This is a genomic window from Pseudomonas sp. AU11447 (genome assembly GCF_001672555.2).
GTDB lineage: Bacteria > Pseudomonadota > Gammaproteobacteria > Pseudomonadales > Pseudomonadaceae > Pseudomonas > Pseudomonas nitroreducens.
On sequence record NZ_LZDG02000047.1, the window covers coordinates 110,050 to 132,721 of the forward strand.

Here is a 22,672-nt window from a genome sequence, read left to right on the forward strand (position 1 = left end):
GGGTCCGATTCTTGTGAGGAAGGATCTGTACAGGTCGGTGGACCATAACAGCACTGCAAATTCTGCAGGGTGCCTGTGCATGGTGCGGGCGGGGCGCGCCCAGCACACTCGGTCCCAGACGGCGGCAATTCGCCGCACAGCCTGACAGAACAACAAGGACCACCCGTCATGCGTGACACAGCTTACAACATCGATCCGTCGAGTATTTCCGCCGAAGAGTGGCAGGCCCGCTGCGACCTCGCCGCGCTGTATCGCCTGATCGCGCACTTCCGCTGGACCGACCACATCGACACCCATATCTCCGCACGAGTGCCGGGCGAGCCGGGCCACTACCTGATCAATCGCTACGGCGTGCTGTTCCACGAAATGCGCGCCTCCGACCTGGTCAAGGTCGACCATGCAGGCGATGTCATCGATCCACGCTTCGGCCCGAAAAGCGTCAATCGTGCCGGCTTCAACATCCATTCCGCGGTACACGCTGCCCGCGAAGACGTGGCCTGCGTGATCCATACCCACACCGCCGCCGGCATCGCGGTGTCCGCCCAGGAAGACGGCCTGCTGCCGATCAGCCAGCACGCGCTGAAGTTCTACAATCGCCTGGGCTACCACGACTACGAAGGCATCGCCCTGGACCCGGACGAGCGCTCGCGCCTGGTCAACGACCTGGGCAGCCACATGGTGATGATCCTGCGCAACCACGGCCTGCTGGCCACCGGGCGCTGCATCGCCGAAGCCTTCAACCAGATCTACTTCCTCGAGCGCGCCTGCCAGGCGCAGGTCCAGGCCCTGGCCGGCGGTCGCCAGTTGCGCTACCCGGCGCCCGCGGTATGCGAACGCGTTGCCGTGCAGGAAGAAGAAGCGCTGGTCGACGGCCTGCACCTGCTGGCCTGGGAATCGGCGCTGCGCCTGATCGAGGATGGTGAGGCCGTCTATCGCACCTGACCCTGTTATCGTGCCCCGGTCCGCAGAGGCCGGGCGCCTGCGTGCTTAAGCAATCTGCCAACAACAAAGCCAAGAGGTGGAAATGAAGAACCCGATTCTGGGAGCCCTGCTCATGGGCGTGGCGTCCGGCGCCATGGCTGCTGACCTGACCGTGATCTCCTTCGGTGGCACCAGCAAAGATGTACAGACCGAAGCCTTCTACAAACCCTTCGAGAAGAAGGAAGGCATGAAGGTGATCGCCGGCGAGTACAACGGCGAAATGGGCAAGATCAAGGCCATGGTCGACACCGGCAGCGTCAACTGGGATGTCGTCCAGGTGGAAGGCCCGGAGCTGCTGCGCGGCTGCGAGGACGGCCTGTTCGAGCAGCTCGACCCGGCGATTCTCGGCAAGGCCGAGGACTACGTGCCCGGCACCATCTCCGACTGTGGCGCCGGCCTGCTGGTCTGGTCGATGGCCATGGTCTACGACGGCAAGCGCTTCGCCAACGGTCCCACCGGCTGGACGGACTTCTGGGATACCAAGAAATTCCCCGGCAAGCGTTCGCTGCGCAAGGGCGCCAAGTACACCCTGGAGATCGCCCTGCTGGCCGACGGCGTGAAGAAGGAAGACCTGTACAAGGTGCTGGCGACGAAAGAGGGCGTGGACCGTGCGTTCAAGAAGCTCGATGAGATCAAGCCGTCGATCCAGTGGTGGGAGTCCGGCGCGCAGCCGATGCAGTTCATCGCCAGCGGCGACGTGGCCATGAGTACCGCCTACAACGGCCGCGCCTTCGCCGCCCAGGAAGAGGGCGCGCCGATGAAGGTGGTGTGGAATGGCAGCCTGTATGCCATCGACTCCTGGGCGATCCCCAAGGGCAGCCCGAACAAGAAGGCGGCCGAGGACTTCATCGCCTTCTCGCTCCAGCCCGAACAGCAGAAGATCCACACGGTGAAGCTGGGCTACGGCTCGGTCAACCTGGGGACTACCAAGCTGCTCGATCCGAAGCTGGTGGAGCGCCTGAACACCGCACCGTCGAACCTCGAACAGGCCGTCCCGGTGAACTTCGAGTTCTGGGTCGACCACGGCGAGGACCTGGAGCAGCGCTTCAACGCCTGGGCGGCGAAGGGCTGACCGCAGCGGCGCGGGTAATACTGCCCGCGCCGTCCAGAGGGGAACGTCTGGCCTTCGGCCTGACGTCAGGCGGGTTCGCGAGCAAGCTCGCTCCTACACGGTTGCACCGACATTGGCCTGTAGGAGCGAGCTTGCTCGCGAATCACTTCCGGCTGCTGTAGCCGTCAAACCTTGCGCCACACACTGGCCAGCCAGGGCTGCTGCTCGCGCGGCAGGCCGGCGGGGCGGAAGTAGTGTTCCAGCTCGCGGAATCCCGCGGCTTCCAGCAAGCGCGTCCAGTTCTGCAGATCGTGGTAGGAGCCATAGCGCCCACCATTCCAGCCCTCCTGGTTCTCCCCGCGTGGGTTGGAGCTGAACAGCACGCCACCCGGCTTCAGCGCTGCCTGCAACTGGCCGAGCACGCGTGGCAGTTCACTGCGCGGGACGTGGAACAGGCTGGCATTGGCATAGATACCGTCGAAGCGCCCGGCGGGCAGGTCGAGAGCCAGGAAGTCCTGCTGCCAGACCTCGCAGCCGCTGGCCTCGCGGGCCATGGCGACGAAGTCGGCGCAGCCGTCCAGGCCGACCGGCTCATGCCCCAGGCGCTTCAGTGCACACAGGTCACGCCCCGGGCCGCAGCCAAAGTCGAGCAGGGCGAAGGGCGCATCGCCCTGGATATGCCGCAGCAGCGCGGCGATGTTCTGGGTGACATCGTGGTCCCAGGTACCTTCGCGAAACGCTTCGGCGCGCTCCTGGTAATGCTGCAGGGTCACGCGGGAAATGTCCCGCAGGATCGGGTCTTCGGGAGTCATGGCCGTGTTCGATCGAGAATGATTGGCTGATTCTACAATGCGTCGCTGCGGGGCAGTTTGAAAGTCGGCCTCGGGGCGCGCTGGGGCAGGGGCGAGCCTAGACTGGAGCCTTGTTTCCACGGACCTTCAAGATGCCCGCCACCCCTATCCTTGCCCATCGAATCGCTGCCCTGGACTGGCCGCTGCTGGCTGAGCGTCTCGACGCTGACGGCCATGCGGTGATCCCGGGCCTGCTCGACAAGGCGCAATGCGAAGCCCTGCGCGCGCTCTACGACCAGGACGAGCCGTTTCGTAGCCAGGTGATCATGGCCCGGCACAACTTCGGCCTCGGTGAGTACCGTTACTTCGCCTATCCCTTGCCGGCCCTGCTGCAGGCGTTGCGCGGAGCCTTCTACCCGCCACTGCGCGCCATCGCCAACTGCTGGCACGAGCGCATGGGTACCGGTATCCATTATCCGCCGGAGCACGCCGGCTTCCTCGCTCACTGCCATGCCGCCGGGCAGCGGCGGCCGACGCCCTTGCTGCTGCGCTACCGCGCCGGCGATTACAACTGCCTGCACCAGGACCTGTATGGGGAGCTGGCTTTCCCGTTGCAGGTGGCGATCCTGCTGTCGCAACCGGGCGAGGAGTTCGAGGGCGGCGAGTTCGTCCTCACCGAGCAGCGGCCGCGCATGCAGTCGCGGGTGGCCGTGGTGCCGCTCAGGCAAGGCGATGCCGTGGTGTTCGCCGTGGCCCAGCGGCCGGTACGGGGTGCGCGCGGCTACCACCGGGTCAACCTGCGCCATGGCGTCAGCCGCCTGCATACCGGCGAGCGCTTCACCCTCGGAGTGATCTTCCACGATGCGTTGTGAGGAGTAGCATGGATCGGTCCAGGGAGCCGGGAGAGAGACATGCACTACGAAGTGATTCAACGCCACCGTAGCGAGTACCCCACGCCCATAACCTTCGCCAAGGGGGCGCCGTTGTTCGTCGGCGAACGCTACGAAGGTGCCGAGGGCTGGGAAGACTGGTACTTCTGCTCCACGCCAGGGCAGCGCGAGGGCTGGGTGCCGGCGCAGGTGTTCAACATGACCGCGCCGGGCGCCGGGGTGGCGATGGAGGACTACACCGCTCGCGAACTCGACGTGGAGGTCGGCGAGCGGCTCGAAGGCGGCCGCGAGCTCGGTGGCTGGCTCTGGTGCGTCCGCTCCGGCGGCGAGGCCGGCTGGGTGCCGCTGGATTGCCTGCAGGAAGTCAGCGCCTGACCCGGTGACGGATCAGGCCTTGTAGCGGCGCCCGGCGTGCTGCCTGAGCCAGGCCATCAGCCCGCGCTGCTGCACCACCGTGGGCTGCTCGACCAGCAGCGCGGCGCTGGCCTTCTGGCGGAAGTCCAGCAGGCGGCCCATGGCCTCGGCGATCTCCTGGCGGGCTTCCATGCAGGGCGCCAGGGTTTCCTTGTCGATGTAATAGGCCGCGCCGTCGCTGATGGCGGTGAATTGCGCCTGCCAGCCGGAGCCGGTGAGCACGCCGGCCTCGCCGAAGACTTCGCCCGGCCCCATGCGTCCGGCTTCGATGCTCTGGGCTTCCTGGGGCAGGGTGACGCTGACGACGCCCGAGTCGATGATCAGCAGGCGGTCGCTGACATCCCCCGGCGCCAGCAGTACTTCACCGCGCTTGAAGGGCCGGCGCTGCATGCGGTTCGCCAGTTCGTCGCGCTCCTCGTCCCGCAGCGCATCGAACAGCCCCGAGCGCACCAGCAACGCCCGCGCCCGCGAGGCGCTTTCGCGCATCGGTGCGTCGGCCTCGGCCAGCAGATTGATGCCGGCGGCCTGCAGGTGGCGGTAGGCAAGGTCGAACAACTGGTTGCGCACCTCGCGCTTCTCGCCCATGGCGGCGACGAAGCCGCTCATCTCGTACTCCACGCCATCGGGCGCGGACTTGCGCACGCTGACCGCCGGCGCCGGGTTGGCCAGCAGGGCGCGGCAGCCGCCGAGGGCGTGCTCCAGCGCCTCGATCACCTTGCGCGGGCGGATGTGCGGGCTGACTGTCAGGCTCACGCTGACGCCATACAGGTTCGCCGGGCGGCTCAGGTTGAGCACCTTGGCCTTGGCGGCGAGGGAGTTGGGCACCACCGCCAGCGTGCCCTGGGAGGTCTGCAGGTAGGTGGAGCGCCAGTCGATCTCGGTGACCTTGCCCTCGATGCCGTCGATGGAGATCCAGTCGTCGAGCTGGTACGGCTTGGTGGTGTTCAGCACGATGCCGGAGAACACGTCGCTCAGGGTGCTCTGCAGCGCGAGGCCGAGGACGATGGCGACCACCCCGGAAGTTGCCAGCAGGCCCTTCACCGGTAGCTCCAGCACATAGCCGGCGGCAGCGATGATGGCGACCAGGAAGATCAGCGCGCCGACCACATCCTGCAGCAACCGCCCGCCATGGCCGATACGCTGCACCAGCAGGAAGCCCAGCACGACCGTCAGGCAGCGCGCGGCGAACAGCCACCAGATGATCTGCACGGCGGTGGCGACCATGTGGCTGGGCAGGTCGTCCGCCCAGGGCGCGGCGCGCAGCGGGTTCATCCCGGCGTTGAACAGCAGCAGGCTGAACAGCAGGAAGCCGACCAGCCGCACGGCCAGGCGCCAATGCGGATGGGCCGGGCCGACCAGGCGCCAGAGCAGCAGGTCGATCAGCAGCAGGATGGGGGCGGCGAACAGTGGGTGGCTAGTGAGCAGGGCGGGCATCGAGCCTCTCCTTGGAACGATCGCAAGAAGATGGCACAGAAAGCGCTTTCTGGCAGCGGCCTCAGCCCGGGTTGTGCGAGTCCACCAGCTTCAGCCATTCATCGGTCTCGACTTCGCCGGCGATGCGCAACCGCGGCTGGGCCTCGTCGAACAGCACCAGGGCGCTGCCGTACTCGGGCGTGTCGGTCTCGCGCACCTTGAGGTTCTCGCGCAGCAGGTCGAAGCATTCGCTGTGGGTGACCAGCACCAGGTTGCGGTGCTCGGCCTTGTGCTCGCGGATCTGCGCGGCGAGGTCGCCGTCCTTGCAGGTGAGCAGCCAGTCCTGGCGCGCCACGCTGCGGTCGAACATCAGGTCGGCGGTCTGCATGGTGCGGTTGGTCGGGCTGCTGTAGATGTCGGTGGCGGTCAGGCCCAGGCGGGTGATGCTGTCGCCCATGCTCTTGGCCAGTTTGGCGGCGCGGGCGGTGATGCCGTCGGCGGCGCCCAGGCACTCGGCGCTGGAGCGGTCGCAGCGCTCCATGTGGCGAACCAGCAGGACGACTCCGCCACGGGCCCAGTTCTGTGCGAACAGGCTGCTGCTGGGCACGTCCTCCAGTGGCGAGGGCAGCGAGCGCCAGGCCACCAGGGCGAGGGTGGTGCAGGTCAGCAGGGAAACGGCCAGAAGGCGAAGGGGGGGCAAGGGCGATCCTCGGCGGTGGCTGCCGCGCGGGATGCGGGAAGCTGGGGGCATGCTGCACCAGGCGAGTGACAATCACGCGATGAGTTGATGACGAGGCGGTGATGAAAGTTCCGTCTGCCCATCGGAACCTTGGTTTCAGCGCCCGCTCTCGACCACGCTGACGGTGGCGGTAGTACCGGCGCGCAGGCGGTCTCGGCCCTTGTAGTCCGGGTCGATGGCGATGCGTACCGGGATGCGCTGGGCCAGTTTGACCCAGGTGTAGCTCGGGTTGATGTTCGCCAGCAGGCGCGCGCCAGGGGCGTTCTCGCGGTCGGTGATGGCGAAGGCGATGCTTTCGACGCGGCCGTCGAAGCGTTCGCCGCTCATCAGTTGCACGTTCACCGCGTCGCCCTCGCGGATTCGCGGCAGCTTGGTTTCCTCAAAGTAGCCGCCGACGTAGAAGGAATCGCTGTCTACCAGCGCCACCAGTGAGTTACCGGCGGTGGCGTAGTCGCCTGCGCGGGTCAGCAGGTTGGTCACATAGCCGTTCACGGGCGCCACCACCTGGGTGCGTTCCAGGTCCAGCCGGGCCTGTTTCTGCGCAGCTTCGGCCAGGGCCACGTTGGCCTGCGCCAGGCCGAGGTTGGCCTGTTCGCGCAGCAGCTGCGCCTCCGCCACGGTGACATCGGTGTTGGCCTTCTCCCATTCCTCGTTGGAGATCGCCGAGCGTGCTTTCAGTGCCTTTCGGCGGACTTCCTCGCTCTGCCGCTGATGCAGCAGCGCCTGGTTGGCAGCGATGGCGGCTTGGGACTGGCCGAGCGCGGCGCGGGCAACCTCCACCGCGCGATCAGCGTGCAATACCGCCAGCTCGTAGCGCGCCGGGTCGATGCTCAGCAACCGTTCACCCTTGCTGACGTGCTGGTTGTCTTTCACCCGCAACTCGACGATGCGCCCGGTGACGTCAGCCGAGACCGTCACCACGTCGGCACGCACCCGGGCGTCGCGGGTCCAGGGCGCACGGGTGTAGTAGGTCCAGGCGAAGAAGCCGAGGACCAGGGCGAGCGCCACGACGGCCAGGGTGATCAGCGGCGGTAGGGCTTTGCGCAGGCCGGCCATTCAGTGCAGGGCTCCCATGAGCAGGATCAGGCCGGCACAGAGGCAGGCGTAGAGCGCTCCTTCGAACAGCGCCTCGTGCCAGACCAGGCGCAGTACGCCGAGTCGGCGCAGGCTCCAGTCCAGCAGCAGGAAGATCGGCAAGGCCAGCAGCAGGGCCTGGGCCAGCGGAGGCAGGTAGACCCCGCCCAGTTCGATATCAACGGGCATGCAGCGCGGGTTCCCCAGGGTCGTCGTGGAAGGCGGTGGATTCGCCGTAAAGGTCGCGGAAGCGCTCCAGCAGGTCGGCGGCCACCAGCAGCGCCACGCCGCTGACGAACACCGGGCGCATGGCGTCGCCACTGGGGTAGCTGCCGAGGCTCTGCAGCTCGTCCAGCTCATTTCCCAGCTCGCGCATGGCCGGCAGTACCCGGTGCAGCGGGGCGGCGGGTGGCTGGTCGAGGCAGGCGGCGAGCTCATCCAGCAGCAGCGACAGCCGGGCGCGCAGGGCTTGCGGCAGGCCGCCGGGGTTGAGGCTCTCGCGGCGCAGCTGGTGCAGCACTACGCCCAGGGTCATGCTCGCCAGGCTGCACTGGAAGCGCTCGCCGGACTGGCTGTCGCGCGCCGCCGGCAGCAGCCCGAGCATGATCGCCAGGCGATCCACCATGCGGCTCTCGAACAGGAACCGGCGCGCCTCGCTGGGTTTGGACAGCAGCACCGAGCGCACCTCGGCGCGGGTCCGCCGCGACTGGCGGCGCAGCCGGGCGTCGGCATCGAAAGGGAACACCCAGGCGTACACCAGCAGCGCCAGCACGCCGGCGCTGACATAGCCGCCGGCAAACTCGAACCATTGCAGCGAGGTGTTGATCCACGCGCCCTGGTTCTGCGGACCGACCAGCAGGAAGGTCGACAGCCCCAGGCCGATGCCGATCCCGGCGGTCTGCGGATTGGCCAGGCCGACCGCGATCACGTACAGCAGCGGCGTGAGGAACAATGCGAGCATCTCGAAGTCGCCGACGCTGGGCAGCAGCAGGAATTGCAGCAGCGCCGCCGCCACCAGCGCCATAGCCAGCCCGCGCATGTACGCCAGGCTGGCCATGAGCGGGCGCGGGAAGGTGGCCAGCAGGGAGCAGAGGATGCCGATCAGGATCATCCCGGCGCGCGCGCCGTCCCAGGCGGTTTCCACCCAGATCCAGCCGGCGCAGCACAGCGCGACGAAAGCGCGGGTGGCGTTCATCGCCGCCAGGTGGAAGTCCAGGTGCAGCGCGTGGGCCTGGCTTTGCGGGTAGGAACTGCTGCCGGGGCGGCCCTCCTGGATCGCTTCGCTCAGCTCGATCATCTCGTCCAGCTGCTGCATCAGCCGTGCCTGCTCGAAGCGCAGGGCCCAGGCCAGGGAGCGCAGCGACGTGGGCAAGCCGTCGGCGAGTTCCTCGGCCTGCCGCGCGGCGGCATCGAAGCGCTGGCGCAGCTGGGTGATGCGTTTGCGGGTGGCGGCGGGCAGGTCGCGGCCGAATTCGGCCAGTTCGGCAAGGCAGGCCAGTTCATCCTCGCGCAGCCGCCGCACGGATTCCGGCAGCGGGCCGGTCAGGCGCGCCTCGATCAGTTTGCGCTGGCGCCGCAGGATCGCCAGCCGCGACGTCATCAGCACCAGCTGGTTGGCCAGCTGCTGCACCAGTTCATCGGCTCCGCGCAGGCGCGGGGCGTCGAAGTAGAGGTGGCGGCGGAGCATCTCCAGGGCCGCGATCTCGCCCAGCAATTGCTTCTGGCGTTGCTGAAAGTCCTCCTCCAGCTCTTCGCCACGGATCACCGCGGCGGCGTGCACGGCGATCAGGCGGATCAGCTGGTCGACCTTGGCGAAGTAGCCACGCGCCACACTCTGCGGGCGCGCGAAGAACAGGCTGACCAGCGTCACGCAGGCTACGCCCAGCAAAGTCTCGGTGACGCGGGTGATGGCCAGGGTGTAGGTGGATTCGGGCGCCGGCTGGGCCAGCAGGGCGACTATCACGGCGGTGAAGCCGCTGAGCACGAAGGCATGGGAATGCGTGAAGCGCATCAGCGTGCCGCCGGCCGTGCAGATCGCCAGCCACAGCGCCAGGGTGACGATGAAGGGCAGGGGTGCCTGGGGGAACAGCGCCATGATCGCCACCGCGACCATGGCGCCGATGGTGGTGCCGATCACCTGGGCGAAGCTCTTCTGCAGCGTCATGCCGGCCAGCGGGGTGCTGATGATGACGACCGTCATGGTCGCCCACTTGGGCTGGTCGAGGTCCAGCAGGAACGCCAGGTACAGCGTCAGCAGACCCGCGACTACGGTGCGCAGGGCAAACAGCAGGGTGTCGCGGCCGGGATGGATGATGGCGCGCAGGTACAGCAGCATGGGTGACATGCCGGGCCCTCGATCTTGGCGGGAGGACGCCCGTCGATGCGGTGCGTCGCGAACCCTGTTCAGTGTGGTCGAGGTTTTCCGGCTGTGGGAAATTTCTTAAGTCAGCCGGTGGCGTGCAGGGACTGCGCCAGGCGCTCCTGGATGAAGTCGAGGAAGCACTGGATGCGCAACGCCAGCTGCGAGTTGCGGTAGTACACCGCGTGGATTGGCTGGCGACGCTCACTGGTCAGCTCCGGCAGCACACGTACCAGCCGCCCGGCACGGATGTCGTCGCAGGTCATGAAGCTGGCGAGGCAGGCGATGCCCTGGCCGCCGATGGCCAGTTGGCGCAGGGTCTCGCCGCTGGAGGCGGACAGCGACGGATTGACGGTCAGGGTATCGCCACCGGCGTGACGGATCGGCCAGATGTTCAGCGCTTCGGGCTGGGTGAAGCCCAGCAGCGAGTGGCCGAGCAGCTCTTCCAGGTTGCCCGGCGTCCCGTGGCGCTCCAGGTATTGCGGCGCCGCTAGCAGGTTCAGCCGGCTGCTGCCCAGGGGGCGCGCGTGCAGGCTGGAGTCGGCGAGGTGGCCGATGCGGATGGCGATGTCGGTGCTCTGTTCCAACAGGTCGATGTTCAGGTCGTTGGTGTTGAGTTGCAGCTCGATGTCCGGGTAGCGCTCGCGGAACGCGCCGATATGCGGCACCACGGCGTGCAGCATGAAGGGCGAGGCGGCGTTGATCCGCAGTCGCCCGGCCGGGGATTGCTGGCGCAGGGCCAGGCGTTCCTCCAGGGCGTCCATCTGTTCGAGGATGTGCCGGGCGTTCTCCAGGAAGAACTCGCCTTCCTCGGTCAGCTTCATCCGCCGCGTGGTGCGGTTGAGCAGGGTGGTGCCGAGTTTCTCCTCCAGCTTCGACAATGCCCGGCTCACGGCCGAGGGCGTCAGCCCCAGCTGCTCGGCGGCGGCGGTGATGGAGCCGCAGTCGATCACCGTGGCGAAGGTCTTGAGTTCGTCGGAGTGGGCTTTCATCGGTGGGCCTGTTCGGGAGCGGCGGGGTGGATTCTAGAGGTTTGGTCCAGGTGGGGTCGCTTTTCTGTAGGAGCGAGCTTGCTCGCGAACCAACCTTCGCTGCGATGCGGTTCGCGAGCAAGCTCGCTCCTATAGGGTGGCGCCGTCAGTAGGTTCCCGGATAAGCCCCGCCATCGAGCAACAGGTTCTGCCCGGTCAGGTAGCCCGCCTGTGCGCTGCACAGGAAGGCGCAGAACTGGCCGAATTCTTCCGCGCTGCCGAAGCGCCCGGCGGGGATTTCCTGCTTGCCGGCCTCCACCAGCTCATCTTCGTCGCGCCCGCTCAGCTGGGCAGCACGGTGGAAGCCGCTGCGCAGGCGATCGGTATCGAAGGAGCCGGGCAGCAGGCCGTTGATGGTCACGTTCCTGCCCGCCACCTGCGGTTGGCGTGCCAGGCCGGCGACGAAGCCGGTCAGCCCGCTGCGCGCGCCGTTGGACAGCCCGAGAGTGGCGATTGGCGCCTTCACCGAGCCGGAGGTGATGTTGACGATGCGGCCGAAACCGCGCTCGGCCATGCCGTCCACCGTGGCCTTGATCAGCTCGATCGGCGTGAGCATGTTCAGCTCCAGGGCGCGCAGCCAGTCTTCGCGTTCCCAGTCGCGGAAATCGCCGGGTGGCGGGCCGCCGGCATTGTTCACCAGGATGTCCACCTGCGGGCAGGCGGCGAGCAGCGCGGCACGCACCTCCGGCTGGCTGATGTCGCCGGCCACTTCGCGCACTTCCACGCCCAGCTGGCGCAGCTCGGCGGCGGTGGCGGCGAGGGTGTCGACGTCGCGGGCGTTGATCGCCAGGTTCACGCCCTCGCGGGCCAGCGCCACGGCGCAACCCTTGCCCAGCCCCTTGCTGGCGGCGCAGACCACGGCCCAGCGGCCCTTGATGCCCAGATCCATGTTGTTCTCCTGTGTGTTTGCCCGGGGAGTGCTTTGTAGGATGGGTGGAGCGCAGCGATACCCATGCTGCGGGTGCAAGGCATTGATGGGTATCGCTGCGCTCCACGCCATCCTACGACGTGTTCGTCCTGCGAAATGGGAGTTCCGCTTTCGCCCGAAGCGCTCTGGTCAGGCAACGACCATCGGCGCCGGCAGCAGACTGATCCATTTACCGCTGCCTTCGCCGGACTTCAAGCGCCGCAGCGCTTCGGGCAGTTCGGCGAAGTCGAACAACTGCTTCGCTGGCGCCTGCAACTGGCCGTTGGCGACGCCCTGCATCAGGCTCGCTGCCGCCTGGTGCAGCTCCTGCCAGTCCAGCGCTTCGCCGTGGGCATGGATGCTGTTGAGTGCCACTTCGTGCAGCGAGATGGCAGTGCTGAAGGCTGGCAGCGGGGCGCTTTCCTGGCGGTCCTGGATGCACACCAGGTGGCCGTTGTAGCCCAGCAGCGGGGCGAGGCTGGCGGCGTGGTTGCCGCTGACGGTATCGAAGATGCCCTGCAGGCGGCGCGGGCCGAGGGCTTCGCGCAGGTGCTGGGACCACTGCCCGTCGCGGTAGTCGAAGACCCCGGCGATACCCAGTTGCAGCAGGTGTTCGCGGTGTTTCGGCGCGGCGGTCACCCACACGCGCAGCCCACGTTGCAGCGCCAGTTGCGCGAGCAGATAGCCGACTGCACCACCGGCACCGGTCACCAGCACATCGCGGTGGTTGCAGGCCGGCAGCTTGTCCAGCGCTTGCCAGGCCGTGAGGCCGGGACAGGGCAGGCTGGCGGCGGTGGCATCGTCGAGCGAATCGGGCACCGGGTAGACAGCACGGGCGCGTAGCAGCGTGTACTCGGCAAAGCTGCCGCCACGGGGCAGCGCCTGATGGTAGGCGACGCGGGCGCCGGCGCGCAGGTTCACCTCGCTGCCCACCGCAATGACGATGCCGACACCATCCACGCCAGGTACCTGGCCTTGCTGCCAGTCGTCGCGGCCCCAGTCGATCATCTTCCAGTCCACCGGGTTCAGCGCGATAGCGGTGTTGGCCACCAGCACCTCGTCCGGGCCGGGCTGCGGAATCGGCAGGCGCACCTGTTTCAGGCCATCGAGGCCGGCGCCGGGCGTCCAGGTCCAGGCGGCATAATCTGCAGTGATAGCGCTCATGAAGACTCCTTGGAAACGGGAAAGCCGCCCTCGGTGGGGCGGCTGTCGGTCAGCGGCGGATCAATCCCAGGCCGGGGCCAGGCTTTCCGGGCTGGTGATGCGTTCGTTGCGGTCCAGTGCAGCGATGGCGGCCATGTCGGCGTCGGTCAGGCGCAGGTCGACAGCGCGCAGGTTGCCTTCGAGGTTCTCGCGCTTGGTGGACGACGGGATCACCGAGTAGCCCAGCTGCATCGCCCAGGCCAGGGTGACCTGCGCCGGCGTGACGCCGTGGCGCTTGGCGATACCGATGATCACCTCGTCGCTGAGCACCTTGCCGTAGCCCAGGGTCATGTAGGAGGTGATGTGGATGCCCTGGCTCAGGGCGAACTCCACCACCTTGCGGTTCTGCAGGTAGGGGTGCAGTTCCACCTGGTTGGTGGCGATCTGGCCGGCGCCGACAGCGGCAATGGCCTCCTGCATCAGGGCGATGGTGAAGTTGGACACGCCGATCTCGCCGGTCAGGCCCTGGGCCTTGGCTTCGGCCAGGGCGTCCATGAACTCGGCGACCGGTACCTGGCCCTTGGGCGACGGCCAGTGGATCAGGGTCAGTTCGACGCGGTCGGTACGCAGCTTGTGCAGGCTGTCCTTGAGGCTGGGGATCAGCTTGTCGGCGGCGTAGTTCTCGGTCCAGATCTTGGTGGTCAGGTACAGCTCGTCGCGCTTTACCTTGCTGCCGGCGATGGCTTCGCCGACGTCGGCTTCGTTGCCGTAGATCTGCGCGGTGTCGATGGCGCGGTAACCCAGGTCCAGCGCGGTGCGGATCGAGTCGATGACGGTCTGGCCCTTGAGGCGGAAGGTGCCGAGGCCGAAGGCGGGAACGCTCATGGAAGAACTCCTTGTGGTCGATCAGTGAGTGGGAACCGCGCCAGGGGCGGCCGGTTCCATGGAATTGCGCCGGTCCAGACGACCGCTCAGGGCGGTCAGGCCGAAGGCGGCGAGGGTGACGACAGCGGCGATCCAGGGCGTATGGCCCAGGCCCAGGTGGCTGACCACCAGGCCGCCGGCCCAGGAGCCACCGGCCACGCCGAGGTTGAACGCGGCGATGTTGAAGCCGGCGGCCACGTCCACGGCGTCCGGCGCCACGCGCTCGGCCTGCTGTACCACGTAGACCTGCAGCCCCGGCACGTTGCCGAAGGCGACGGCGCCCCAGGCGAGCACGGTCAACACCACCAGCCATGGGTTGCCGGCAGTGAAAGTGAGTACCAGCAGCACCGAGGCCAGCAGGCCGAAGATGATCTTCAGGGCGCTCACCGGGCCGCGTTTGTCAGCCAGGCGGCCGCCCCAGATATTGCCGATGGCCACCGAGACACCGTAGGCCAGGAGCACGACGCCGACCATGTTCGGGCTGAAACCGGCGAGGTCCTGGAGGATCGGTGCGAGGAAGGTGAAGGCGATCAGCGAGCCGCCGTAGCCCACCGCGGTCATCGCGTAGACCAGCAGCAGGCGCGGCTGCAGCAGCACGCGGGCCTGGCGCAGCAGCGGCGCCGGCGGGGTGTGCTGGATGTTCTTCGGCACGAACAGCAGGCTGCCGAGCAGGGCGATCACGCCAAAGGCGGCCACCACCAGGAAGGTCACGCGCCAGCCCAGGTGCTGGCCGATGAAGGTGCCCAGCGGAATGCCGGTGACGAAGGCGACGGTCATGCCGCTGAACATGGTGGCGATGGCGCTGGCGGCCTTGTCCTTGCTCACCAGGTTGGTGGCGATGATCGAGCCGACCGAGAAGAACACGCCGTGGGCGAGGCCGGTGAGGATTCGCGCGACAATCAGCGATTCGTAGCTGGGCGCCTGCCAGGCCACCAGGTTGCCGATGGTGAACAGCGCCATCAACCCGACCAGCAACGCCTTGCGTGGAATGCGCCCGGTCATGGCGGTCAGCAGCGGCGCGCCGATGGCGACGCTCAGGGCATAGAGGCTCACCAGCAGGCCGGCGGAGGGCAGGGTGACCCCCAGGTCGCTGGCGATGGTGGGAATCAGGCCGACGATGACGAACTCCGTCGTGCCGATGGCGAAGGCACTGAGCGTCAGCGCCAGGAGGGCGAGGGGCATGGTGTGGGGCTCCGGACGAATGGGATGCGATGGGAGGCATTGTCCGGAAGTCAGCCCTTGAGAAAAACGCGGTGAAGGGCAAAGGATAGTTGATCCTGAATCACGAATAGGGCGAGGGTCTACGCTTGCAGGCAGTGATCAAGGGCACTTGTGACGAGGAATCAGCCATGCACTACACCGGCACCTGCCACTGCGGCGCGGTGGCTTTCGCCTTCGACGCGGAACTCGACGAACTGGTGCGCTGCGACTGCTCGTTGTGCGGCAAGCGCAACGCGCTGATGGCAACCGTGCCGAAGGGCAACTTCCGTCTGACCCGCGGCGATCAGGCCTTGCGCCTGTATCGCTGGAACAGCGGCGTGGCGCTGCACTATTTCTGCGGAACGTGCGGGATCTACGTCTATCACCAGCGCCGCAGCAACCCGGCGCTGCTCAGCGTGAACGCCTGCTGCATCGACGGGTTCGATCCTGAATCGCTGCCGCTGCGGCGGGTGGATGGCCGGAGCATGACCACCGTGGCGGCGCCCGACCTGTAGGGCCCTGGCAGCGGAGAGGCTCCGCTGGCGCCTGCATGTCGGCAGCGCGCGGGCGTGAAAAAACCGGCCCGAAGGCCGGTCGAAGATGACAGCGGAGTTGAGCGCTCAGCACATCACGCGCGCTTGAGCACCAGGGTGAGGATGTCGTAGCTGGCCACCAGTTCGCCGAGCTGGTTGGTGACTTCCACGTCCCAGGCGACCACGCCCTGCGGCTCGCCCTTCGGGCTCTTCTTGCCCTGGTCGATCTTGCGCTTGCAGGTCAGGCGCGCCTGGATGGTGTCGCCGATGCCCACCGGGTTGATGAAGCGCAGGGTGTCCAGGCCGTAGTTGGCCAGCACCGGGCCGACGCCGGGCGAGACGAACAGGCCGGCCGCCGCCGAGAGCACGAAGTAGCCGTGGGCGATGCGCTTGCCGAACTGCGAATCCTTGGCCGCCAGCTCGTCGAAGTGCATGTAGAAGTGGTCGCCCGACAGGCAGCCGAAGTTGACCAGGTCCGCCTCGGTGACGGTACGGCGGTGGGTCAGCAGCGATTCGCCGATCTTCAGGTCGTCGAAGTAGCGGCGGAACGGGTGCACCTCCGTCTCGTAGACCTTGGCGCCGCGCACGTACTCGCCGGTGACGGCCATCAGCATGGTCGGCGAGCCCTGTACGGCAGTGCGCTGCAGGTAGTGCTTCACCGCGCGCACGCCGCCCAGTTCTTCACCACCGCCGGCGCGACCCGGGCCGCCGTGCTTGAGTACCGGCAGCGGCGAACCGTGGCCGGTGGATTCGGCGGCGGACTCGCGGTCGAGGATGTGCAGGCGGCCGTGCAGGGCGCCCATCACCGGGACGACTTTTGCGGCGACCTGCGGATCACGGGTGATCAGGCTCGCCACCAGGCTGCCCTTGCCGCGAGCGGCGAGGGCGACGGCTTCGTCGATATCGTCGTAGGCCATCAGGGTGGTCACCGGACCGAATGCCTCGATGTCGTGGGCGCCGCCTTCGGCGTGCGGATCACGGCTGCGCAGCAGGGTCGGGGCGAAGAATGCGCCTTCGGCCACGCCGTCGCCGCGCGGGGTGAAGCCGTCCTTTGCGCCGAAGACCAGTTCGCTGGATTTCAGCAGGGCTTCCACGCGCTCGGCGACGTCGGTCTGCTGGGCATGGGAGGCCAGGGCGCCCATTTTGACGCCTTCCACTGAGGGATCGCCGACCACGACCTTGGCCAGGCGCTCACGCAGGCGCTCGGCCACGGCGTCGATGTGCTTGGCGGGCACGATGGCGCGGCGGATGGCGGTGCATTTCTGCCCGGCCTTGACGGTCATCTCGCGGGCCACTTCCTTGACGAAGAGGTCGAATTCCTCGTCGTCCGGGGTGACGTCCGGCGCGAGGATGGCGCAGTTCAGCGAGTCGGCCTCGGCGTTGAACGGCACCGAGTTACGGATCAGGTTCGGATTGACGCGCAGCTTGGCGGCGGTATCCGCCGAGCCGGTGAAGGTGACGATGTCCTGGCCCTGCAGGCGGTCCAGCAGGTCGCCGGTGCCGCCGATGATCAGTTGCAGGCTGCCGGCCGGGAGCAGGCCGGATTCGTGCATCACGCGCACGGCGGCTTCGGTAATGTAGCTGGTGGCGGTGGCCGGTTTGACGATGCACGGCATGCCGGCGAGGAAGCTCGGCGCGAACTTCTCCAGCATCCCCCAGATCGGGAAGTTGAAGGCGTTGATGTGCACCGCGATGCCGCCGCGCGGCACCAGGATGTGGCTGCCGGCGAACTTGCCGGTCTTGCCCAGCGGCATGGCCGGGCCTTCGTGGACCACGTTGCCCGAGGGCAGCTCGCGGCCGCCGACGCCGGCGTAGGCGAACAGGGTGCCGGCTCCGCCTTCGATGTCGATCCAGCTGTCGGCGCGGGTGGCGCCGCTGTGGCGGGAAATCTCGTAGAGCTGCTCCTTGCGTTCGGTCAGGTACAGCGCCAGGGCTTTCAGGCGCTGGGCGCGCTGCTGGAAGTCCATGGACATCAGTTCTTTCAGGCCTTGCTCACGGGCGTGGGCGACGGCTTCGGCGAAGTCCAGCACCTCTTCGTGGGTGCGCGCCATGGTCTGGCCGTTGAGCGCGCTACGCAGCGCCTGGGCGCCATGCTGGCCGACCCAGCGGCCGCCGATGAAACTTTGCAGGATAGGCTCTTGGGCCATGGTTGTTGTCCTCCGGATCGCTACGCAAGGGTGCCGGCTGCTGCCGGTGACCGCCGCGCCGGGTGGGCGTCGGCGGCGCATTCTTCATTGGCGGGACGATGCCGCCGGATTTGGTCCGCCAGGGGCCTTGTGGGCGCTGGCGGTGGAGCTGAATTATTTCTGCAGGGGCGAGCAAGCTCGCTCCTGCAAAGGCGCAGGGCCAGATCAGAGCTGGTCGAAATCGAGTACGACGTTGTCGCTGATCGGGTACGCCTGGCAGCTCAGCACATAGCCCGCTGCCACTTCGTAGTCCTCCAGCGCGAAGTTGCTGTCCATTTCGACCTCGCCGGAAACCACCTTGCACTTGCAGGTCGAGCACACGCCGGCCTTGCACGAGTACGGCAGTTCGGCGCCCTGGGCGTTGCCGGCGTCGAGCACGCTGACGCTGTTGCGGGCCAGCTCGAAGGACAGCTCGCGGCCGTCGCTGATCACGGTGATCTGGCTTTTCGCACTGTCGACGGCAGCGGCAGCCTGGCGGGCCTCGCGCTTGCTCTCGCTGCCGGCGGCGGCGAACAGTTCGAAATGGATGCGCTCGGCCGGCATGCCGTTGCCCTTGAGTTGGTCGCGCACGGTCTCGGTCATCGCCTGCGGGCCGCAGATGAAGGCAGCGTCCAGGCTCTTCACGTCGAGCCAGCGGCTGAACAGCTGGCCGCACTTGTCGGCGTCGATACGGCCGTTGTAGAGGTCGACGTCCTGCTGCTCGCGGCTGAACACGAAGATCAGGTTGAGGCGCTGCAGGTAGCGGTTCTTCAGGTCTTCGAGCTGCTCGCGGAACATCGCGGCGTTGCTGGAGCGGTTGCCGTAGAGCAGGGTGACGCGGCTGTGCGGCTCGGTTTCCAGGGTCGTCTTGACGATCGACAGGATCGGCGTGATGCCGCTGCCAGCGGCGACCGCCAGGTAGTTGCCATGGCGCGCCGGGTCCAGTTCGACATTGAAGTGGCCAGCTGGCGGCATGACTTCCAGGCTGGCGCCGACCTTCAGCGTCTCGTTGGCGTAGGCGGAGAAGCGCCCGCCCGGTACGCGCTTGATCGCCACGCGCAGCTCGCCGTCATTCACGCCGCTGCAGATGGAGTAGGAGCGGCGCACTTCCTCGCCGTCGAGCTGGGTGCGCATGACCAGGTGCTGGCCATGCTGGAAGCGGAAGCTGTCGGCCAGGTCTGCCGGGACGTCGAAGGCGATGGACACGGCATCGCGGGTTTCGGCGCGCACTTCCTTGATTTTCAGGCTGTGGAATTTGCTCATTGTTGTTCTCCTGCGGTTCTACCGCGCGGAGGGCGACTACAAACGTCGCGAGCGAAGGTCAGGCGAGGCGGAAGCGGCTTCGGAAGCAGGGTTCACATCGGTGAATGAGCAATTCGAAGTCGTTTTCAGCGACGCGTGGCTTAGCGCAGCGGTTTGTCTTCGTCCTCCTAGATGCACTTGAAGTAATCGAAGGGTTCGCGGCAGTCGATGCAGCGGTACAGCGCCTTGCAGGCGGTGGAGCCGAACTGGCTGAGCTGCTCGGTGTGCAGGCTGCCGCACTGCGGGCAGCGCACTTCCGGGGTCTCGCCAAGCAGGCTGCGCTTGCTGGTGCTGCCGGCCGGCGGGGCGATGCCGTAGTCGCGTAGCGCCTGGCGGCCGCTGTCGCTGATCCAGTCGGTGGTCCAGGCCGGGCTCAGGCGGCGCTCCAGTTGCGGCGCGGCGAAGCCGGCGTGCTCCAGGGCGTGCTGGATGTCCTGCTCGATGACTTCGGTGGCCGGGCAGCCGGAGTAGGTCGGGGTGACCACCACGTGCAGGTGCCCGTCCTGCCAGTCGAGCCCGCGCACGATGCCCAGCTCGACCACGCTGACCACCGGCACTTCCGGGTCCATCACCGCGCCGAGCACGTTCCAGGCGCGGCTGAGGTCATCAGCCGTACCGGCGCGCGCGCCGCGATCGCTGGTAATCAGCTCACCAGGTTGCATCGGGGTAGGCCCGCTGGAGGAACTGCATCTCGGCCAGGAGAATGCCCAGGTGCTCGGTGTGCAGGCCACGGCGGCCGCTGAGGTAGAAGTTCACCGCAGGCTCCGGCAGCGGCAGGGTCGCGGCGGCGAAGATGTCGGCGACCTTGGCTTTCCACGCGGCGGCCAGTTCTTCCGGGTTCGGCGCGACGCCTTCGGCAGACAGGCGCTGTTCCACTTCATCCGCGTTGCACAGTTCGACGGTGAAGCGCCATACCTGCGGGATCGCCGCGAGCATGCGTGCATTGCTTTCCTCGGTGCCGTCGCCCAGACGCTGCATCCACTCGGAGGAACGGCGCAGGTGGTAGGTGACTTCCTTCAGGCCCTTGGCAGCGATGGCGGCGATACGCTCGTCGCTGGAGCTGCTCAGGGCGTGCAGCACATGGAAGTGCCAGGCGTCATAGAGGAACTGCTTGGCGATGGTCACGGCGAAGTCGCCGTTGGGCTGCTCGACCAGCAGGAGGTTGCGGAAGGCGCGCTCGTCGCGGCGGAAGGCCAGGTGGTCGGCGTCGCGGCCGTCGTCCAGCAGTTCCACGGCGTACTCGTACCAGTTGCGCGCCTGGCCCACCAGGTCGAGGCCGACGTTCATCAGCGCCAGCTCTTCTTCCAGGGCCGGGGCGTGGCCGCACCATTCGCACAGGCGCTGGCCCTGGATCAGGGCGCTGTCGGCGAGACGCAGCAGGTATTCGATCTTGTCAGAATTCGTGTTCATCGCACGCGATCTCACATGTGGCCGACTTCGGGCGGCAGCTCGTAGAAGCTGGCGTGGCGGTAGACCTTGTCCTGCGCCGGGTCGAACAGCGGGTCCTTCTCGTCGGGGGAGGAGGCGGTGATCAGCGCGGAGGGCACGACCCACAGGCTCACGCCTTCGTTGCGGCGGGTGTACAGCTCGCGGGCGTTCTCGATGGCCATGGCGGCGTCGGCGGCGTGGACGCTGCCGACATGCTTGTGGTTCAGGCCGTGTTTGCTACGCACGAACACTTCAAAAAGGGTCCATTCGGACATGGCTTCTGTCTCCTCGCGACTCAGGCGGCGTCTTTCTTCTGTTGTTGTTTGCGGGCGTAGGCGACCGCGGCTTCGCGGACCCAGGCGCCGTCTTCGATGGCTTTGCGGCGGGTGGCGACGCGCTCGGTGTTGCACGGGCCGTTGCCCTTGAGCACTTCGTAGAACTCTTCCCACTGGATGTCGCCGAAGTCGTAGTGGCCGCGCTCCTCGTTCCACTTCAGGTCCGGGTCCGGGGCGGTGCAGCCGAGCAGTTCGAGTTGCGGCACGGTCTGGTCAACGAAGCGCTGGCGCAGTTCGTCGTTGCTCTGCCGCTTGATCTTCCAGGCCATGGACTGGGCGCTGTTGGGGGAGTCGGCGTCGCTGGGGCCGAACATCATCAGCGCCGGCCACCAGAGGCGGTTGATGGCGTCCTGGACCATGTCCTTCTGCGCCTGGTTGCCGTGGCGCATCATGGTCAGGAGGATTTCGTAGCCCTGGCGCTGGTGGAAGCTCTCTTCCTTGCAGATGCGGATCATCGCGCGCGAGTAGGGGCCGTAGGAGGTGCGCTGCAGCACCACCTGGTTGACGATCGCCGCACCATCCACCAGCCAACCCACCGCGCCCATGTCGGCCCAGTTAAGCGTCGGGTAGTTGAAGATGCTCGAGTACTTGGCCTTGCCGCTGTGCAGCTTGGCGATCTCGGCGTCGCGGTCGGCGCCCAGGGTTTCCATCGCGCTGTAGAGGTAGAGGCCGTGGCCGGCTTCGTCCTGGATCTTCGCCATCAGCTGCAGCTTGCGCTTCAAGGTCGGCGCGCGGGTCACCCAGTTGCCCTCGGGCAGCATGCCGACGATCTCGGAGTGGGCGTGCTGGGAAATCTGCCGGATCAGCGTCTGGCGGTAGGCGTCGGGCATCCAGTTCTTTGCCTCGATCTTGATCTCGGCATCGATCTTTTCCTGGAAGGCGCGTTCTTCCGGCGACATCTCGTCCAGCGCCTTGATGCGCTTCACGCCGGTCTCAACCAGTTGTGCGTACATGCTGTGTCTCCAGCCTTTTGTCTTGTTCGTGGGACGGCCTAGGCCATGGCTGTAGTTTTAAATGATACAGAAATGAATGTCTAACAATAAATGATGTGTCGTAAGTGGATTGTGTATCGCTTTGGCGGTCTTTTGGGGACAAACGGGCGCGCAAAGGAGCGCAATTCACCGAGATAATTCGGTAAAAAGTAAGAATTTTGCAGGGATTTATCGGAATTCTGCGGCGTATTTGCCTGGGCGTGAAAATCGCCTGCCATTCACCGGAAAGATGACAAAGTGATACGCAAATGTATTTTTATGAATGAATCATATGTGGTTGTTCGGAGGGTTTGCAGGAGCGAGCTTGCTCGCGAACCATGCTTGCCGATGACCAGGCGTCGAGCGGTTCGCGAGCAAGAACTAGGCGTCCCCCTCGGTCCTACAAAGAGCAGTGCGTGTGGGGAGCGGCAGGCGTCAGGCCTGGACGATCACCTGGAAGCCGCCAAAGATCATGCGTTGCCCGTCGAAAGGCATGTCGTTGAAGTCGGTCTTCATCCGCGCGTCCTCCATGAACTTCTTCATGCCTTCGTCCCGTGCCGCCTTGCTCGGCCAGGTGATCCAGGAGAACACCACGGTTTCGTCCTCCTTGCGTTTTACGGCCATGGGGAAGGAGGTCACCTTGCCCTCGGGCACGTCGTCGCCCCAGCACTCGACGACGCTCAGTGCGCCATGCTCCTTGAACAGCGCCGCCGCCTTGCGCGCCACTTCGATGTAGCGCTCACGGCTGGCGGTGGGCACCGGTACGAGGAAACCATCGACATAGGTCATCGCTCTTCTCCTGCGATTGGGCAGACGGCCGGATGCCGCCTGCCTTTGAGGAATAGTCGAAGGGCAGGGTGAAGGATCGACAGGCAGGGAGGGCGGGGCGACGGGTGGTAGGAGTGGTGGGCTACTCCGGAGCTGGGAGAGGTGCAATGCGTGGCGACGAAGTTGGGCGTGTTCGCGAGAAAGAACTGGGCGTCCCCCTCGCTCCTACAAAAAAGCCAAAGAAAAGCCCCGC

Annotated in this window: 23 protein-coding genes; 5 read left to right on the top strand and 18 right to left on the bottom strand. The window is 66.7% G+C overall.

Features of this window, described 5'->3' with window-relative positions:
• Positions 1–168: 168 nt before the first annotated feature.
• Together A6723_RS17395 and A6723_RS17400 are read left to right on the top strand one after the other, a co-directional pair.
• Positions 169–942 carry a class II aldolase/adducin family protein gene (locus A6723_RS17395; RefSeq protein ID WP_024764407.1) on the top strand — a complete coding sequence of 258 codons (774 nt, stop codon included), beginning with the start codon at positions 169–171 and terminating at the stop codon, positions 940–942.
• An 82-nt stretch (positions 943–1,024) separates the two neighbouring features.
• Positions 1,025–2,053, top strand: coding sequence for an ABC transporter substrate-binding protein (locus tag A6723_RS17400; RefSeq protein WP_054907043.1), 1,029 nt, complete (start codon positions 1,025–1,027; stop codon positions 2,051–2,053).
• Positions 2,054–2,217: 164 nt separating this feature from the next.
• On the opposite strand, the gene A6723_RS17405 is transcribed toward A6723_RS17400, so the two are convergent.
• Entirely contained in the window at positions 2,218–2,844 is a 627-nt protein-coding gene (locus A6723_RS17405) for a bifunctional 2-polyprenyl-6-hydroxyphenol methylase/3-demethylubiquinol 3-O-methyltransferase UbiG (protein ID WP_054907042.1), read from the bottom strand.
• A gap of 131 nt (positions 2,845–2,975) precedes the next feature.
• Here A6723_RS17405 and A6723_RS17410 point away from each other — a divergent pair, with 131 nt between their 5' ends.
• Positions 2,976–3,695, top strand: coding sequence for a 2OG-Fe(II) oxygenase (locus A6723_RS17410; protein ID WP_054907041.1), 720 nt, complete (start codon positions 2,976–2,978; stop codon positions 3,693–3,695).
• A 39-nt stretch (positions 3,696–3,734) separates the two neighbouring features.
• The gene (locus tag A6723_RS17415; RefSeq protein ID WP_024764411.1) at positions 3,735–4,088 is read left to right on the top strand and encodes an SH3 domain-containing protein; all 354 of its coding nucleotides are present in this window, start codon (positions 3,735–3,737) and stop codon (positions 4,086–4,088) included.
• Between the two features lie 12 nt (positions 4,089–4,100).
• Here A6723_RS17415 and A6723_RS17420 read toward each other — a convergent pair whose 3' ends face one another.
• The 10 genes from A6723_RS17420 to A6723_RS17465 all read right to left on the bottom strand — a co-directional run bounded on the left by A6723_RS17420 (position 4,101) and on the right by A6723_RS17465 (position 14,899).
• Positions 4,101–5,561, bottom strand: a complete 1,461-nt coding sequence (locus A6723_RS17420) for a mechanosensitive ion channel domain-containing protein (protein WP_054907040.1) — start codon at positions 5,559–5,561, stop codon at positions 4,101–4,103.
• A gap of 61 nt (positions 5,562–5,622) precedes the next feature.
• Complete coding sequence (locus tag A6723_RS17425; protein WP_054907039.1) at positions 5,623–6,240, bottom strand: histidine phosphatase family protein; 618 nt, start codon at positions 6,238–6,240, stop codon at positions 5,623–5,625.
• 135 nt (positions 6,241–6,375) lie between these two features.
• Positions 6,376–7,335, bottom strand: coding sequence for an HlyD family secretion protein (locus A6723_RS17430; RefSeq protein WP_082450491.1), 960 nt, complete (start codon positions 7,333–7,335; stop codon positions 6,376–6,378).
• Complete coding sequence (locus tag A6723_RS17435) at positions 7,336–7,542, bottom strand: DUF1656 domain-containing protein (protein ID WP_037010560.1); 207 nt, start codon at positions 7,540–7,542, stop codon at positions 7,336–7,338.
• The gene (locus A6723_RS17440; protein WP_054907038.1) at positions 7,532–9,697 is read right to left on the bottom strand and encodes an FUSC family protein; all 2,166 of its coding nucleotides are present in this window, start codon (positions 9,695–9,697) and stop codon (positions 7,532–7,534) included. The genes A6723_RS17435 and A6723_RS17440 overlap by 11 nt, the downstream gene beginning before the upstream one ends.
• A gap of 101 nt (positions 9,698–9,798) precedes the next feature.
• Positions 9,799–10,704: a LysR family transcriptional regulator gene (locus tag A6723_RS17445; protein ID WP_054907037.1), complete on the bottom strand. Its 906-nt coding sequence runs from the start codon at positions 10,702–10,704 to the stop codon at positions 9,799–9,801.
• Between the two features lie 145 nt (positions 10,705–10,849).
• Positions 10,850–11,632, bottom strand: coding sequence for an SDR family oxidoreductase (locus A6723_RS17450; RefSeq protein ID WP_024764417.1), 783 nt, complete (start codon positions 11,630–11,632; stop codon positions 10,850–10,852).
• A gap of 168 nt (positions 11,633–11,800) precedes the next feature.
• Positions 11,801–12,805, bottom strand: a complete 1,005-nt coding sequence (locus A6723_RS17455) for a zinc-binding dehydrogenase (protein WP_175405559.1) — start codon at positions 12,803–12,805, stop codon at positions 11,801–11,803.
• A gap of 69 nt (positions 12,806–12,874) precedes the next feature.
• The gene (gene dkgB / locus A6723_RS17460; RefSeq protein ID WP_054907035.1) at positions 12,875–13,678 is read right to left on the bottom strand and encodes a 2,5-didehydrogluconate reductase DkgB; all 804 of its coding nucleotides are present in this window, start codon (positions 13,676–13,678) and stop codon (positions 12,875–12,877) included.
• Positions 13,679–13,699: 21 nt separating this feature from the next.
• Positions 13,700–14,899: an MFS transporter gene (locus A6723_RS17465; protein ID WP_054907034.1), complete on the bottom strand. Its 1,200-nt coding sequence runs from the start codon at positions 14,897–14,899 to the stop codon at positions 13,700–13,702.
• A 167-nt stretch (positions 14,900–15,066) separates the two neighbouring features.
• On the opposite strand from A6723_RS17465, the gene A6723_RS17470 reads away from it, so the two are divergent.
• Positions 15,067–15,432, top strand: a complete 366-nt coding sequence (locus A6723_RS17470; RefSeq protein WP_054907033.1) for a GFA family protein — start codon at positions 15,067–15,069, stop codon at positions 15,430–15,432.
• A 113-nt stretch (positions 15,433–15,545) separates the two neighbouring features.
• On the opposite strand, the gene paaZ is transcribed toward A6723_RS17470, so the two are convergent.
• The 7 genes from paaZ to A6723_RS17505 all read right to left on the bottom strand — a co-directional run bounded on the left by paaZ (position 15,546) and on the right by A6723_RS17505 (position 22,440).
• On the bottom strand, positions 15,546–17,597 hold the full coding sequence (paaZ, locus tag A6723_RS17475; RefSeq protein WP_054907032.1) for a phenylacetic acid degradation bifunctional protein PaaZ: 2,052 nt from the start codon (positions 17,595–17,597) through the stop codon (positions 15,546–15,548).
• Between the two features lie 204 nt (positions 17,598–17,801).
• The gene (gene paaE / locus A6723_RS17480; RefSeq protein WP_064979819.1) at positions 17,802–18,878 is read right to left on the bottom strand and encodes a 1,2-phenylacetyl-CoA epoxidase subunit PaaE; all 1,077 of its coding nucleotides are present in this window, start codon (positions 18,876–18,878) and stop codon (positions 17,802–17,804) included.
• 167 nt (positions 18,879–19,045) lie between these two features.
• The gene (gene paaD, locus A6723_RS17485; protein ID WP_054907023.1) at positions 19,046–19,579 is read right to left on the bottom strand and encodes a 1,2-phenylacetyl-CoA epoxidase subunit PaaD; all 534 of its coding nucleotides are present in this window, start codon (positions 19,577–19,579) and stop codon (positions 19,046–19,048) included.
• Complete coding sequence (gene paaC, locus A6723_RS17490; RefSeq protein WP_054907022.1) at positions 19,566–20,327, bottom strand: 1,2-phenylacetyl-CoA epoxidase subunit PaaC; 762 nt, start codon at positions 20,325–20,327, stop codon at positions 19,566–19,568. Before paaC ends, paaD begins: the two co-directional genes overlap by 14 nt.
• Before the next feature lie 11 nt (positions 20,328–20,338).
• A complete protein-coding gene (gene paaB, locus A6723_RS17495; RefSeq protein ID WP_024764426.1) occupies positions 20,339–20,620 on the bottom strand; it encodes a 1,2-phenylacetyl-CoA epoxidase subunit PaaB in 282 nt (93 codons plus the stop codon).
• Positions 20,621–20,640: 20 nt separating this feature from the next.
• A complete protein-coding gene (gene paaA, locus A6723_RS17500) occupies positions 20,641–21,633 on the bottom strand; it encodes a 1,2-phenylacetyl-CoA epoxidase subunit PaaA (protein WP_054907021.1) in 993 nt (330 codons plus the stop codon).
• A 453-nt stretch (positions 21,634–22,086) separates the two neighbouring features.
• A complete protein-coding gene (locus tag A6723_RS17505) occupies positions 22,087–22,440 on the bottom strand; it encodes a DUF1428 domain-containing protein (protein WP_054907020.1) in 354 nt (117 codons plus the stop codon).
• Positions 22,441–22,672: the final 232 nt, after the last annotated feature.